Below are 15525 nucleotides of genomic sequence, written 5' to 3'. Positions count from 1 at the left end.
CTTTTGTTTATTTTAGTTTATTTGTAAAATCTTTCATATCTTCAAGTTTCATTCCACCGACATATTTATTCTGGATCATCCCTTTACTATCAATAAAATACGTAGTTGGAATGGAAAGTACTTGATAATTTTCATTTACTTTATCATCGGCATCAAGAGGGATTGGAAAAGTAATTTTATTTTCATCAACAAATCCTTGGACATCTAATTGTGGATCAATGTTAACCGCTAAAATTACGATATCCTTTTCCATTTGCTTAGAAAATTGCTCCATAGCTGGCATTTCTGCTTTACAAGGCGGACACCATGTTGCCCAAAAGTTAAGCATAACTTTTTTTCCTTTTAAATTGGAGAGTTTCACGGTCTCACCTGTTAATGTTTTAAGTTCAAAATCAGGTGCCTTTGCTCCTATAGCGAGTCCTTCATTACCAGCTGTTGTTTGACTTGTAGTTTCGGGAGTTTCTGTTTTTTTATCCATTGCCTGAACAATCGCTACTGTAAGTAATGTAACTAATATTACAGCAGCAATTACTTTTTTAATCATCCCCGAATCCTCCTTTACTTCATACTCTGCTACTTCGATTTTACACTATAAACTTAGGTGAAACAAAACTTGGATATGCCGAAACTGTGACAATTCACAAAGATTACATGTTTTTATAGATGTTTCCCATTTCAGCTAAAATATTTTTCGTGACTATTTCAACAATTGGATTAAGATCACTCGATAATATTTCCGTAATCATGGGCATCCTGATTGCCGTTTTTTAGGATTGAACAAGTCTAATTAGCTCTTCCTGATAATTTCCTTTTATTATACCCTTTTCGGTTATTATTGCTGTGACTAAGTCATTAGGAGTGACATCAAATGCTGGGTTAAATACTTTTACACCTTCAGGGGCTGTCCTTTTTCCAAATCCTTCAGTTATTTCGGAGGCATCCCTCTCCTCGATTGGGATATAAGCACCTGTCTTAGTTTCTAAATCAATGGTAGAGAGCGGTGCCGCTACGTAAAACGGAATATTATGGGCCTTCGCTAATAATGCCACGCCGTATGTTCCAATCTTGTTGGCGACATCACCATTTGCCGCTACGCGATCACAACCGACGATAACAGCGTCAACCCAGCCTTTTTGCATGACCATTGCTGCCATATTGTCTGTGATTAGGGTGACATCAATGCCAGCTTGCATAAGTTCCCAAGCTGTCAAACGAGCACCTTGTAAAAGCGGCCTTGTTTCATCCGCAAACACCTTTATATCCCAGCCTTTTTCTTTTGCTAAATAAAGCGGAGAAAGGGCTGTTCCATATCTTGCTGTAGCGATGCCGCCCGCATTGCAGTGTGTGAGAACTCCCATCCCATCCTTTAAAAGGTTTAATGCATTCTCCCCGATCGTACGGCAAACTTCTTCATCTTCATTGCGAATAGTATGTGCTTCATTTTCTAGTGCTTCTTTGATTTGATGGATCGGTAATTCTTTTTCTTTTAAGGCTCTGTCATTCATTCGTTTTAGTGCCCAAAATAGGTTAACTGCGGTAGGTCGTGAAGTGGCCAAATAATCGGATTGCTTTTTAAAATGAGCATAAAAATCTTCAAAGGAATTTTCAGGTGCATCTTTTATACCAAGCACTAAACCATATGCTGCCGCGATTCCAATCGCTGGGGCACCACGGACTTTTAATTGTTTTATTGCATCCCAGGCATCTTCAATTTTAGTCGTTTCAAGAAATTCTGTTATATTTGGAATTTTGGTTTGATCAAGTATTTTAAGGACTCCGTTTTCATAAGAAACGGATTGTAAGTATGTGTTTTCCATGGAGAAACATCCCTTCTGCTTAAATAACCTCTATTATGTATTAAATTTCAACTTCTACCTATGTAATTTTAACAATATCCATGACATATGCAATACTTTCATTTTTATAAGATGGAATTCTTAAATATTAACTAAATTGCGCGAAAATTTGTTAAAATAAAAACAAGACTGGAGGGGATTCTTTTGAAGATTCTTGTTTTAGGTGGAAGTCGCTTTTTGGGGAGAACATTTGTGGAAGAGGCTTTGAGGCGAAATCATGAAGTGACGATTTTTAATCGCGGAATTCAAAATCCAGGAATAAAAGACGTTGAAGTCCTTACTGGGAATCGGTTTGGTAATTTGAAAGCGCTTCAAAACCGACACTGGGATGTTGTTTTGGATACAAGCGGATTTATTCCATATACGGTCCAAAATACAACCAATTTATTGAAGGATCGCGTAAAACATTATACATTCATCTCGAGTATATCCGTTTACCAAGACTGGGTTCCAGAAAATTTAGATGAAAGCTACTCTGTTTTAGAAATGTCACTTGAGGAAGCTAATAAACTTTCAATGGATTCAGACGAGCCGGTTTATGAATATTATGGACATTTTAAAGCGTTATGTGAGCAGATTGCTGAAAAAAATTTGCCTGGACGAGTGTTAAACGTTCGTGCGGGTCAGTTAATTGGGCCGAATGATTATACCGACCGTGTTCCCTATTGGATTAACAGAATAGCAAAAGGCGGCAAGGTTATGGTGCCCGGGAGCCCTCATCGACGTGTGCAGGTGATTGACAATAAAGACCTTTCGAATTGGATCCTCGATATGGAAGAGCAGGATTCCACAGGAACCTTTAATGCAACAGGGCCTGATTATTCTCTAACGATGAAAGAGTTTATCGACGCATGTATCAAAGTGACTGATTCAAATGCAGAAGTGGTTTGGGCAGATGAGAAATTCCTTTTGGATCAAAAAGTGGCCCCTTGGACAGAGATGCCTCTCTGGGTACCAGAGAATTATCCATTATCACCTGAGACTAAAGAGCCTTGGAAAGGTGCTTTCTCCATCAACGTGGATAAAGCGATTCAGAGTGGACTTTCTTTTAGAAAGCTTGAGGAAAGTATCGCTGATATTTATGAGTGGGAGAAAACTCGCCATTTGACGGAATATGAGTGGAAATCGGGGATACGAGCGGAAAAAGAGAAAGAACTGCTTACCATATTAGATAAAAAATAATCAACTTTTGGATTCGCAAATATATCCGATTTTTTCACAAATAAACCATCAATTATCGGGGGAAAACAACAAAAGAGAGCAGATATCCCTGCTCTCTTTCGTTGTTAATTGCTTAAATTCCGTTTTTGCTTAAGAAGTTCTTTAAATTCTTGGTCTAATACAAGATATTTAGGATCTTTTTGATCGATTAATGATAATTCTCCCAAAATCACCGCGATCTTGTTTTCAATGATTAATAATGCTTCTTCTTGATTATCCTCATTCTTTATTTTTTTATTAAAATATTCCTCTGGAGTCATTTCTACCCGTTTAATTTGCTGGTTTTCAAATACTAGCAGCCGGTCGCATAATTTATTTAAGAAATAATAATCATGGGAAACCGTTATGATCGTCCCTTTAAACTCTGCTAATGTCTTTTCCAGCTGCTCCCTGCTCGGCAAATCCAAATGATTCGTCGGTTCGTCTAGGATAAGAACATCGTATTCTTTCATTAACATATCGACTAGCTTTACTCTTGTTCGTTCGCCCAAACTCAAAGTCCTAATTGGTTTAGTAATGAACGCGTCTTGTAAGCCCAAATTGGCGAGTAGGGTCCGTGCTTTTAACACATCTTCCCGATTTGTGAAACCTAAAGCCTCCATCACCGATTTATCGTCTGGTAAATCATCAACATCCTGACTTAAATAAGCAACGTTTATCGATTCGCTCTTCCATAGATTCCCATCTGTATACGTCTCTTGATCTAGGATCATCTTAATTAATGTCGTTTTCCCGCAGCCATTTTCCCCTAAGAGTCCCATTCGCTCTCCGTGATTAATGTAGAAGTTAGAGCTATGAAAGAGTGTTCGATCCTCGTACGATTTATTTAGACGTTTGGCCTCGACAATCCGTTTGCCTCTCTTCCCTTGAGTGTCAAACTGGAACCTTACTTGAACTTCATCTAACGGCTTATCAATTTTATTTTTTTCAAGCTCATTTTGCAGACGTTTCATTTTTGATTTCACTTGATTGTCTGTTTTTTTAGCCTTAGCCCGATGATATTCCTTAATACCATTTTGTCTTTTACTGGGTCCTGATCCCTTTTTGGTTGAATCACGATGGGCTTTTTCCGACCATGACTTTAATTGTTCCATTTGTGATTCAACCATTTCTATTTGCCGTTGCTGGGCGCTAAATTGATGGCGCTGATTCTCCGCCCGATGTTGTTTTTCAACACGATAGTCACTATAGTTACCATTGTAAAAGTGGAGTTTGCCATGTTCAATTTCGAAAATACGATGCACTGTTTCATCTAAAAAATGACGGTCATGAGAGATAATTAAGACAGGTCCTTGAAATTTTTCTAGTTCGGTTACCAGCCACTCAATCCCATGAAAATCCAAGTGATTTGTCGGTTCATCCAAAATTAAGAAGTCAGGTTTTGATGCCCAAACCGTTGAGAGTGCCAGTTTTAATTTTTCCCCTCCGCTTAAATGATTTAATCGTTCTTCCTCCCAGTCATAGACCTTTTGAAGACCTAACTCACTAGCATGCTGGAATAATTCTTTCGTTGTGCTTCCTGATAATGACTGATGAAAATCACTTATCTCATAATCAATCGACTGCGATAGATAGCCTATTGTTAACTCGCTTGATTTTTCGATGATCCCTTTATCGGGTGTTATTTTTCCAAAAAGGATATTGGCTAATGTTGTCTTTCCTGTACCATTGTACCCGACAAGGCCAATCCTTTCCCCGTTCTTTATATCAAATTGGATATTTTCGAATACCTTTCTTAAATGAAAACTTTTTTCTAAGCCGATTACTTTAATGACTGTTTTTTGATTTGATTGCATAAAAAAACTCCCTTCAATTGAACCTGAAGAGAGATTATGTCTTAGAAATGATCACAATTTGCCGTTAATATGAATCAACAAATAAACCTTTTTAAGGTTTTATTGGCATATACGATCAGGACATAAAAAAGGACAGACGAATCCTATTCTTCAGGTTCAACATTTTTCGTTATTCGAATCATGTCTGAAAAACAAGATTATAATTTCATCGTACCTTAATCATTCCTTTTCGTTTGTTAGTTTTATTTTATTAGACGATCATAAAATTTGTCAAACATTTCTTCCGAAAAAACACCCTACCAGCTGGCATGGTGTTTTTCAATATTAAGCTTGTAATTTTTCACGTAGAACCATTGGAAGAATTCCGCCGTGACGGTAGTAATCAATTTCAACTTCAGAGTCAAAACGAACAAGAACTTCAAATTCTTTCTTGTTACCAGCTTCATCCGTTGCAGTTACTTTTAGAAGGTCACGTGGTTTTACATTTTCGTCTACTTGAACATCAATGGTTTCTTTACCTGTCAGGCCAAGTGTTTCAGCGCTTTCGCCATCTTTAAATTGAAGTGGAAGCACACCCATTAACACAAGGTTTGAACGGTGAATACGTTCAAAGCTTTCAGCAAGAACTGTTTTAATACCTAAAAGGTTTGTACCTTTAGCAGCCCAGTCACGTGAAGAACCCATTCCGTAATCTTTACCAGCAAGAACGATTAATCCAGTGCCGTTTTCTTTATACTTCATGCAAGCATCGTAAATAGATGTCACTTCGCCAGTTGGCCAGTAAGTAGTTACGCCACCTTCTGTTCCTGGTGCGATTTGGTTACGAATACGAATGTTTGCGAACGTTCCACGCATCATTACTTCGTGGTTACCACGACGGGATCCGTAAGAGTTAAAGTCGCGGATTGCAACGCCTTTTTCTAGCAGATATTTACCAGCTGGAGTATTTTTACCAATTGCTCCTGCAGGTGAAATGTGGTCAGTTGTAACTGAATCACCAAATTTACCAACAACACGTAGTCCTGCTAATGGCTCGACGATACCTGGTTCTGGTGATAAGCCTTCAAAGAACGGCGGATTTGCGATGTAAGTAGAATCCTCATCAAAAGTATATAAAGGCTCATTGCTTGTTTTGATATCATTCCAACGCTCGTTGTCACCGAACACGTTTGCATATTCCCGGCGGAATAGTTCAGGAGTTACTGTACGTTTAACAACATCATTAACTTCAGCAGTTGATGGCCAGATATCCTTGAAGAATACATCATTTCCATCTTTATCTTTACCAATTGCTTCGTTTGCAAAATCAATATTTACAGTACCAGCAAGAGCGTAAGCAACAACTAATGGTGGTGAAGCAAGGTAGTTTGCTTTAACAAGCGGGTGAATACGTCCTTCGAAGTTTCGGTTACCGGAAAGAACAGATGTAACTAAAAGATCGTTTTCAGCGATTGTTTTTTCGATTTCTTCCTTTAATGGGCCGGAGTTACCGATACATGTTGTACATCCGTAACCAACGAGGTTGAAGCCGATTTGCTCTAGGTAAGGAAGTAACCCCGAATCACGAAGATATCCAGTTACAACTTTAGATCCTGGTGCTAAGGAAGTTTTTACGAATTTAGGAACTTCCATTCCTAATTCAACTGCTTTCTTCGCAACAAGTCCAGCACCCACTAGAACGTATGGGTTAGATGTATTGGTACAGCTTGTGATTGAAGCAATTGCGACGGCACCAGTTTTAATAGTAGTTTCGTCACCGTTTAGGAAATTAACAGTTGCAGACTTGTCAAGCTCATCTGCTTGTAAGCCGAAGCCTTGGTTTCCTTGTGGAGCAGAAACAGCTTTCACGAATTCCTCTTTCATTTTAGAAAGTGGAATCAAATCTTGAGGACGCTTTGGACCAGATAGATTTGCTTCAATGACTGAAAGATCGATTTCAACTACATCTGTATAAACTGGCTCGATCGCTGGATCAAAGAACAAACCGTTTGCTTTGCAGTATTGTTCTACTACATTGATATGCTCTTCTTCACGGCCTGTTAAGCGCATGTATGCAAGTGATTCATCATCAATTGGGAAGAATCCGCAAGTAGCACCGTATTCAGGGGCCATGTTTGCAATTGTTGCACGGTCTGCAAGTGGCAGTACTGATACTCCTGGTCCGAAGAACTCAACGAATTTCCCTACAACCCCATGACTGCGAAGAACTTGAGTTACTTTTAAAGCAAGGTCAGTTGCTGTAGCACCATTTGGAAGCTCACCTGTTAATTTAACACCTACTACTTCTGGTACAGGGAAGTATGAAGGCTGACCTAGCATTCCTGCTTCAGCTTCAATACCGCCAACGCCCCATCCAAGAACACCAAGACCATTGATCATTGTTGTATGGGAGTCCGTACCAACCAAAGTATCTGGATAAGCTTCTAATTCACCATCTGTTTCTGCAACGTGGACAACATCAGCCAAGTATTCAAGGTTTACTTGGTGTACGATACCTGTTGCAGGTGGAACGGCGCGATAGTTATTAAATGATTTTTGCGCCCAACTTAAGAATTGGTAGCGCTCAGCATTACGTTCGAATTCATAATCCATGTTAATTTTTAAGGAATCAGCTGCTCCATATGCATCAACCTGTACGGAGTGGTCGATTACAAGATCAACCGTTTTTTCAGGGTTTATTTTGTCAGGATCTCCGCCTAAATCTGCCATTGCTTTTCTTAAAGAAGCAAGGTCAACGACTGCTGGAACACCTGTAAAGTCTTGAAGGATAACACGAGCAGGCTTAAATGGTACGTCCACTTCTTTTAGCTCATTTGTGCCCCATTTTGCTAAGTTTTCAACATGCTCTTTTGAAATTGCACGGCCATCTAATTGGCGTAATACAGATTCAAGTAGTACTTTTACAGAGTAAGGCAAATTAGAAACTTTTCCAATTCCTGCCTCTTCTAGTGCACTTAAACGGTAATAGTTGTAACGTTTACCATTCACTTCAAAGGAAGTGCGTGCGTTAAATACATCATTTTTTACCATGTAAAAAACCCCCTAATTCGTCATTAATAAATCGAAAATTAACGAAAAGTTGAAAAGTTTGAATTTTCCCATCCTGCTTAACTTTTCTCACAATTCTAATCTTAATACAAGCGATTACATAAGTAAATAACAAGAAAGTTATTGCGATTGATAAGTTTCACTTATGTTTTTTATGTATTTTGTTCTGAAAATTCAAAAAACACTATTTGTGCTTATGTGATTTAAGTCATGGGAAAACCACCTTTTTCATTATTTATTATCTCAAAAAACTTTTTCAATGTCATGTTTTTTGCTATGGAGGAAATAGTAAAAGTGTAGGAGGTGATTGGAATGGTGAAACGAAAGTCTAATCATGTAATTCCAGGGATGAATGCAGCCAAGGGGCAAGGTAAAGGTGCAGGTTTTAATGAGGAAATGGCGAGCGAACCAGAATTAACTGCAAAAGAAAGAATGAATAACAAAAAACGAAAGAAAAATCAATAATAGCAAAAAGCAGGCGGGCTCCCCCGCCTGCTTTTCCTATTCTGTCTGGTTTACTTCTGTCACCATGCTTTGCAGATCCTGCTGGAAACGCTCTAGCTGCGATCGTTGATGTTCCGATGCCACTTCTAGTGCATTTTCAATTTGTTGGTAGGCTTCATTGACTTCGTCTTTTAGATGCTTTAGTTGATGACCATAACTTGCACTATCACTTACAATTGTCTCGAATAGTCCTTGTGCATTCTCATACCCCTGCTGTGCTGCTTGAAACGCTTGTTGTTTATCTTTATTGTATGGGAATTTATCCATCTTTCTTCATTCACTCCTTCATTTTGTTTACCGTTAAATTGCACAGAACAACAAAAAATATACGGTATAAAAGGACTTTATCACTGCATCCTAACATATAGGAGGGATGCAATATGAACAAAAACGATGGCAAAGACATGCGAAAAAATGCACCAAAACAATCGGGGCAGCCTGAACCATTAAGCGGTTCCCACAAAGTCAAGAATCGCAACCATACTAGAGCCAAACATAATACACATCACGATATGTAGAAACTTATAAGATAGGCGCAAGTCAAAAAATGCCCAGCACTTTGTTTAAGTGCTGGGGCATCAGTCGATTACTAAGCTTTTCTATACTTTAATTAATGCCCGAAGCAGGTCCTCTTCTTCTTCTGGAGTCACGGTACGTAAATCAATGATAAATTCATCTTTTTGAATCCTTCCAACAATTGCTGGTTTCACTTCGGATCGAAGCTTTCTTCCCAACTGTTCTGCCGTCAATTTACGATGTTTTAAGGACACGACCATGGTTGGAAGCTCAACATCCGGCATCGTCCCCCCACCCACTTGACTTTTTCCTTCTGTAATTTTTGTAACATATTTTCCAGTATTTTGTAATAGATTTGTAACAAACGACTGCGATCGTACGTCTAATTCTTCAGAGGAAACTAATAAATCACGAACGGTTGGAATATTTACTACGCCATTTTCTCCAAGGGCATAATCGATTAACGTCCCCTCAAGCGCAGCCAAAGTCATCTTATCAACCCGGACAACGCGTGCCAACTGGTGTTTTTTTAAGCGACCAATGATTTCTTTTTTTCCAGCAATTATACCGGCCTGTGGACCGCCAAGAAGCTTGTCACCACTGAAGGTTACAACATCTGCCCCTAATTCAATGACCTCTTTTACTACCGGTTCTTCACCAATTCCGTGCTTTCTAAAGTCATATAGAGCACCACTTCCAAGATCTTCATAAAAAATGACACTATCTATTCGTTTGGTAAGCCCAACAAGATCATCGGTATCAACAGATTTGGTAAATCCGATGACCTTAAAGTTGCTCGTATGTACCTTCATGATGATCGAAGTTTCTGAACTGACAGCTTTTTCGTAATCATAAAGATGTGTTTTATTAGTGGTGCCAACTTCTACAAGCTTTGCCCCACTTTCTTCCATTATAGATGAGATTCGAAAAGAGCCACCGATTTCAACAAGCTGTCCCCTTGAAACAATGACTTCTTTGTTAGCAGCTAGAACTCTTAAAACCAGATAGACAGCAGAAGCATTATTATTAACCACCATAGCCGCCTCTGCACCGGTGATATCTTTAATTAATTCTTCAACATGACTATGTCTTGAACCTCTTTCACCTTCCGTTAGCTTATATTCAAGATTTGAATAGTTCCTTGCAGTGTCAATCACATGGTTGATTGCATTTTCACTTAATCTAGCCCTTCCTAGGTTTGTATGTAAAATAGTTCCTGTCGCATTTATGACCTTTTCTAAGGTATAAGAATACTGTTTCTGTATTTTTGTTTCGAGAATAAAAAATAGGTCTTCAATAAAATGGTTGGTCCCTGGCCTGCCACCTGGCCAATTATCGTTTAGGATTGCTTCCCTAATGTTGTCAATGACCACTTTAAGCTGTTTGGTCAGAAGCGTATGATCAAGCTGACTTTGTAGAAGGAGAGTTAAAAACCTCTCATGATTTTGAAGTTCATGGACCGGTGGAATTGAGCGTAGCCATTCTTTCAACATAAAAACTCCTTTATCACATGTTCTTTTTCTCTGACATTTGACTAGTCGCCGCCCGTTTGAATGAGTGGAATTTACAAACGGGCGCTCTAACTTTCCCAATTATATCACATCAGTTTCACGTTTTAAGTCACATTGAATAAAATGAAACGAGCAAGGGGGATTAGATATGTCAAAAAAGAAACAACTTAAAAATCAAACCTTGAATTTTGACTTAGTGGAGAAATGGCTGGAAAACTATTTTCTTGATCCACTTACTACTTATTATGATGAAACACAATTTCCAATCGATCTTTATGAAACAGAAAAGGAATGGATTGTTGAGGCCATTTTAAGGGAATTCGAGGCTTCGGAAATAAAGGTATATATAGAAGGAAATAAATTAATTATTTCTGCATCCAAATACCCCCCTTACATGAATAAACAAAAACGAGTCCGTTCCATTAATTTTCCGTTTCAAGTCATTAATCAGAACGTATTTGCTACATTTACAAATGGAATTCTAGAGGTATTTATTTCTAAAATAGAAAGAGGAGTAGGAAAAAATAGATTCATTACCCTGCCTTAAGAAAACTTGTGGCATCATTTTTTATGCTTAAGTTAACATAATAATTTTATCTGTAAAAAAAACACCCCTCATTTCCAAACGGATTTTGAGGGGTGTCTTTTATTTTTTAGAAATGGTCTCAATCATTTCATCGGTATCAGGGAAAACACCTGTTTCGAGTTTTGAATAGATCTTCTCTCCATTCACGGTCACTTCGAAAGCGCCGCCTGAACTTGGAATCAGTTCTAACTTTTGAATATCTCTAAAAAAATGATTAAATAGCTCTTCCGCGAAACTCGCGGCTTTTGGTGCGTAATTTCATTGCATGCAAAATTCAACAATAACATGATAGTTCTTCATAAAAATACCCTCCAAAAAAGTGTTTCCTACATCAGGATAGTGTTAATATTTTAACCTATTCCTTTTCCTTCAGCAATTTTTTTGTCTATTCGTGCGGTTTTTTTTTGAAAGAGTTATACTATATAAATGGAGGTGGACATGTTGAGTGAACAAGATAAAATTCGCCTAACTTCTTTGTCAACAAAAGCGGGTTGAGGCTGTAAAATTGGTCCTGAGGACCTGGCGCAAGTGTTGCGTCAATTACCGAAACAAGAACCTGTTCCTGAATTATTAGTGGGACTTGATACTTCTGATGATGCTGGAGTTTACCAAATAACCGACTCCATCGCTTTGATACAGACAGTTGACTACTTTACCCCAATCGTCGACGATCCATATATGTTTGGTCAGATCACGGCTGCAAATGCATTAAGCGATGTTTATGCCATGGGGGGTGAACCTAAAACAGTTATGAATATTGTCGGCTTTCCGATTAAAAAGTTGGGTGCCGAAATGCTAGCTGATATTCTTCGAGGTGCGGCAGATAAAGTAAAAGAAGCCGGTGCGATTACCGTTGGCGGCCATTCAATTGATGATCAGGAACCTAAATTTGGACTTTCCGTCACAGGTATAGTCCATCCCGATAAAGTTTGGAAAAATGTCGGCGCCAAGCCTGGTGATGTTCTCGTGTTAACTAAGCCGATTGGTGTGGGTATTATCACAACCGGTATAAAGAGAAGTGTGGTAACACCCGAGCAGGAACGAATAGTGACAGAAACAATGGCAACGCTAAATAAAGTGGCAGCTGAAGTGTTAACCGAATTTCATCCTCACGCTGTAACTGATGTAACTGGATTCGGATTACTTGGACATGGCAGTGAAATGGCACGTGGTAGTAATGTCAGTTTTGAATTCTTACTCTCACAAGTCCCTGTTTTAGAAGGTGCTCTTGAATTAGCGAAAAATGGTGTGGTGCCTGGTGGTTCTAAGTCGAATCATAAATGGATAGCTGATGATGTTGTTTATGAGGATATTCTTCCGGAGGAGCAGCTGGTCCTATGTGATGCGATTACATCTGGGGGTCTGTTTGTTTCACTTAGTGAACAGGAAGCGGCTCAATATGTCGACAAGCTACATTCTAATGGTCTAGCATATGCTGCGATTATTGGTAGAGTTACCGAGAAAAAAGACAAATATATCTATGTAAAAAGATAACAGCGAAGCCTTAGTTGCTTCGCTGTTTCTTTTATGCAAAAAAAAGACCTGAACCATTTTGGTCCAGGATTATTATAATTATTATTATATTTTCTGACGTAGCTTCTCCACCATATCCTTGGTCATTTTATCCAAATCAAACGCGTATTTAAAGCCCCATTCCTCTTTTGCCGCACTAGCATCAATTGAATTTGGCCAACTTTCCGCAATTTTTTGACGATCTGGATCAACATTATAAGAAATTTCAAAACCAGGTACATACTTAGCGATAGAAGCCGCAATTTCTTCAGGATCAAAGCTCATCGCTGTCACGTTGAAAGCATTACGGTGGATTAATTTTGATGAATCTGCCTCCATTAAGTCAACAATTGCATTTAGGGCATCGGGCATATACATCATATCCATATAGGTACCTTTATCAATGTATGAAGTATATTGGCCATTCTTGAGCGCTTCATAATAGATTTCAACGGCATAATCCGTAGTCCCTCCGCCAGGAAGTGCAACATAGGAAATTAACCCTGGAAAACGCAAGCCGCGGGTATCGACACCAAACTTTTGGAAATAGTAATCAGACAATAATTCCCCTGCCACTTTATTGACACCGTACATCGTCGTTGGACGCATTATCGTATCTTGGGGGGTTTTGTCCTTAGGTGTGGATGGACCAAAAGCACCAATCGAACTTGGTGTGAAAAATTGCGCCTTTAGCTCTTTTGCAGTTTCCAATCCATTCATTAGCCCGCCCATATTTAAATTCCAGGCAAACACGGGCTTGGCTTCTGCTGTAGCTGATAAAAGAGCGGCTAAATGCATAACAGTATCAACGTTGTATTTTTTAGCTACTTCCACCATTTGGTTTAAATTCGTTACATCGACGGTCTCAAAAGGACCACTTTGAGCGGCTTCGCTGTCATTCTTTTTAATATCTGTAGCAATGACATTATCCGCACCATAGATGTCTCTTAGCTTTAAAGTTAATTCTGATCCAATCTGCCCTAAAGCACCTGTGATTAAAATACGCTTCATCGTCGTTTCTCCGTCCTCTTCACTCTTACTAAAAATAGTGATTTACTTTATTTTTACGTTACTCAATCAGTTAGGGTGATACCTAAATAACGCCCATTTCCTTGCCGACTTTTTCATAAATAGCAATCGCTTGATCGAGCATTTCTTTTGTATGTGCAGCTGTTGGCATGTTACGCACTCGTCCAGTCCCTTGTGGAACGGTTGGGAACACAATCGCCTTGGCATAAACCCCTTCATCATTCAAACGTTTACTGAATTGTTGAGTAAGTGCTTCGTCCCCGATAATACAAGGAGTGATCGGAGTTTCGCTGTTGCCGATATTAAAACCTAACCCTTTCAAGCCTTTTTTTAGATAATTTCCATTTTCCCAGAGCTTTTTATTCAGTTCCGTGCTCTCCATTAAGATTTCAATTGACTTCTTACTTGCTGCCACATCGGCAGGAGTTAATGAGGTCGAAAATAGGAATGGACGGCTGCGAACTTTTAACCAGTCAATGAGATTTTTCTTACCCGCGACATAACCGCCAACCACGCCAATTGCTTTAGATAATGTACCGATTTGAAAATCAATTTTATCAGAAAGACCAAAATGCTTAACGGTCCCTGCCCCATCTCCAAGCACACCTGATCCATGAGCATCGTCTACATATGTAATCAGATCAAATTCCTCAGCAATCTTGACAATTTCAGGCAGTAAAGCAATATCACCGTCCATCGAGAACACGCCGTCTGTTATCACCATAATTTTATTGTAAAGGCCTGACTCCTTTGCTGCTTTTGCTTTTGCCCGTAAATCTTCCATATCGGAGTGGTTCACACGGATAATTTTTGCTTTGGAAAGCCGGCAACCGTCGATTATCGACGCATGGTTTAATTCATCCGAAAGAATCGCATCATTTTTATCCATTACTGCGGAAATAGCCGCCATGTTACAATTAAATCCAGATTGGTAAGCAATCGCTGCTTCTGTATGTTTGAATTCAGCTAATTTTTCTTCCAGTTCAACATGGAGTTTAAGCGTTCCGTTGATGGTTCGAACGGCCCCTGCGCCAACTCCGTATTGTTCTAGCGCCTCATTAGCGGCTTTTTTCAAACGTTCATCCGTGGCTAAGCCTAAATAGTTGTTGGAAGACAGATTGACTAGCTCTCTGCCGTTAATTGTTATAACTGGTCCATTTGGGCTTTCGAGCGGATCGATGATATTGTACAAACCTTTTCCCTTTAAATTATCAAGATTTTCATTTAAAAATTGCTCCAAAATAGTACTGGACATATTCAATTCCCCCTTTATTCATTTGAACGTGCTTTGTTGTTTACGGAAAAACAATCGTCCGTTTCAGGCGGACATCTATACCTTTGTTAAACACTGGTATTAAAGGATTACTATGCTATACTTTATCATAAATTTTTATGGTTGTGCATATCTAGCGGACAAATAAACAAAAATATTTTTATATTCTTTTAGTGTACCCAATCAAAAATAATGTTATTTCTTAAGATAACAAAACTGCTATCAATGAATTATTTTATAATGGCATGGTTTTAAGTTATAATGGTTTTTTAATCATACTGAGTCAATCTCCAACTCTATGCTACATAGAAAGGATGTCAATCTTGTCATTTTTGTATTCAACCTTATACACACTAGTTATTGGGGCGGTATTTATTTTTCTATTTATTATTGCCTACGATTTTCTTTACGGTGAAAAACCTGAAAAGCAAACGAAGAAAATACATAAATATTTTCAAAAAGAAACCATTAAAAAAATTGATAGACTGGAACATCAGCCTCGAAAATTTACCATGTACCAAGTCACAATGAATAGTGGTATTAAGAAGATTAAGATGAAACCAGGTTATAAAGTAGTCAATATGGTATCAAAGGAGAAAAACAAAAAGTAAGCAAAATTCGGGGATAAGTTCTTTTGCTCCAAAAGAAAAACCGGGCAATGCCCGGTTTTTTT

General features: G+C 38.6%; 15 protein-coding genes. 6 read left to right on the top strand and 9 right to left on the bottom strand.

Annotated features, from left to right (window positions below):
• Positions 1 to 7: 7 nt before the first annotated feature.
• Both QF028_RS10530 and mtnA read right to left on the bottom strand, forming a co-directional pair.
• Positions 8 to 544, bottom strand: coding sequence for a redoxin domain-containing protein (locus QF028_RS10530; RefSeq protein WP_215004269.1), 537 nt, complete (start codon positions 542 to 544; stop codon positions 8 to 10).
• 223 nt (positions 545 to 767) lie between these two features.
• A complete protein-coding gene (gene mtnA, locus QF028_RS10525; protein ID WP_429465202.1) occupies positions 768 to 1817 on the bottom strand; it encodes an S-methyl-5-thioribose-1-phosphate isomerase in 1050 nt (349 codons plus the stop codon).
• A gap of 183 nt (positions 1818 to 2000) precedes the next feature.
• On the opposite strand from mtnA, the gene QF028_RS10520 reads away from it, so the two are divergent.
• Positions 2001 to 3038 carry an NAD-dependent epimerase/dehydratase family protein gene (locus QF028_RS10520; protein ID WP_429465200.1) on the top strand — a complete coding sequence of 346 codons (1038 nt, stop codon included), beginning with the start codon at positions 2001 to 2003 and terminating at the stop codon, positions 3036 to 3038.
• A gap of 104 nt (positions 3039 to 3142) precedes the next feature.
• Here the strand turns inward: QF028_RS10520 and abc-f are convergent, their stop codons facing one another.
• Entirely contained in the window at positions 3143 to 4873 is a 1731-nt protein-coding gene (gene abc-f, locus QF028_RS10515) for a ribosomal protection-like ABC-F family protein (RefSeq protein ID WP_429465198.1), read from the bottom strand.
• A gap of 324 nt (positions 4874 to 5197) precedes the next feature.
• A complete protein-coding gene (gene acnA, locus QF028_RS10510; RefSeq protein WP_429465196.1) occupies positions 5198 to 7903 on the bottom strand; it encodes an aconitate hydratase AcnA in 2706 nt (901 codons plus the stop codon).
• Positions 7904 to 8233: 330 nt separating this feature from the next.
• Here acnA and sspO point away from each other — a divergent pair, with 330 nt between their 5' ends.
• A complete protein-coding gene (sspO, locus tag QF028_RS10505) occupies positions 8234 to 8386 on the top strand; it encodes a small acid-soluble spore protein O (RefSeq protein ID WP_026567316.1) in 153 nt (50 codons plus the stop codon).
• Positions 8387 to 8422: 36 nt separating this feature from the next.
• Here the strand turns inward: sspO and QF028_RS10500 are convergent, their stop codons facing one another.
• Complete coding sequence (locus QF028_RS10500) at positions 8423 to 8692, bottom strand: hypothetical protein (protein ID WP_088087700.1); 270 nt, start codon at positions 8690 to 8692, stop codon at positions 8423 to 8425.
• Between the two features lie 113 nt (positions 8693 to 8805).
• Between QF028_RS10500 and QF028_RS10495 the strand changes: the two genes are divergently transcribed.
• Positions 8806 to 8943, top strand: coding sequence for a small acid-soluble spore protein P (locus QF028_RS10495; RefSeq protein ID WP_088087701.1), 138 nt, complete (start codon positions 8806 to 8808; stop codon positions 8941 to 8943).
• An 81-nt stretch (positions 8944 to 9024) separates the two neighbouring features.
• On the opposite strand, the gene selA is transcribed toward QF028_RS10495, so the two are convergent.
• Positions 9025 to 10431 (bottom strand): L-seryl-tRNA(Sec) selenium transferase, encoded by a 1407-nt coding sequence (selA, locus tag QF028_RS10490; RefSeq protein ID WP_429472271.1) that lies wholly within the window; start codon positions 10429 to 10431, stop codon positions 9025 to 9027.
• Positions 10432 to 10600: 169 nt separating this feature from the next.
• On the opposite strand from selA, the gene QF028_RS10485 reads away from it, so the two are divergent.
• Positions 10601 to 10999, top strand: a complete 399-nt coding sequence (locus tag QF028_RS10485; protein ID WP_429465193.1) for an Hsp20/alpha crystallin family protein — start codon at positions 10601 to 10603, stop codon at positions 10997 to 10999.
• Between the two features lie 99 nt (positions 11000 to 11098).
• Here the strand turns inward: QF028_RS10485 and QF028_RS10480 are convergent, their stop codons facing one another.
• On the bottom strand, positions 11099 to 11338 hold the full coding sequence (locus QF028_RS10480) for an Rdx family protein (protein ID WP_429465191.1): 240 nt from the start codon (positions 11336 to 11338) through the stop codon (positions 11099 to 11101).
• A 138-nt stretch (positions 11339 to 11476) separates the two neighbouring features.
• On the opposite strand from QF028_RS10480, the gene selD reads away from it, so the two are divergent.
• A complete protein-coding gene (selD, locus tag QF028_RS10475; protein ID WP_429465189.1) occupies positions 11477 to 12532 on the top strand; it encodes a selenide, water dikinase SelD in 1056 nt (351 codons plus the stop codon).
• 84 nt (positions 12533 to 12616) lie between these two features.
• Here the strand turns inward: selD and QF028_RS10470 are convergent, their stop codons facing one another.
• Together QF028_RS10470 and QF028_RS10465 are read right to left on the bottom strand one after the other, a co-directional pair.
• Entirely contained in the window at positions 12617 to 13561 is a 945-nt protein-coding gene (locus QF028_RS10470) for an L-threonine 3-dehydrogenase (protein WP_410886247.1), read from the bottom strand.
• Positions 13562 to 13643: 82 nt separating this feature from the next.
• Complete coding sequence (locus QF028_RS10465) at positions 13644 to 14834, bottom strand: glycine C-acetyltransferase (RefSeq protein WP_429465187.1); 1191 nt, start codon at positions 14832 to 14834, stop codon at positions 13644 to 13646.
• A gap of 341 nt (positions 14835 to 15175) precedes the next feature.
• On the opposite strand from QF028_RS10465, the gene QF028_RS10460 reads away from it, so the two are divergent.
• Positions 15176 to 15463, top strand: coding sequence for a hypothetical protein (locus QF028_RS10460; protein ID WP_215004249.1), 288 nt, complete (start codon positions 15176 to 15178; stop codon positions 15461 to 15463).
• Positions 15464 to 15525: the final 62 nt, after the last annotated feature.

The sequence above is a fragment of the Neobacillus sp. B4I6 genome (genome assembly GCF_050434045.1).
In the GTDB taxonomy this organism is placed as follows: Bacteria; Bacillota; Bacilli; order Bacillales; family Cytobacillaceae; genus Neobacillus.
This window is presented reverse-complemented; position numbering and strand designations above follow the sequence as displayed.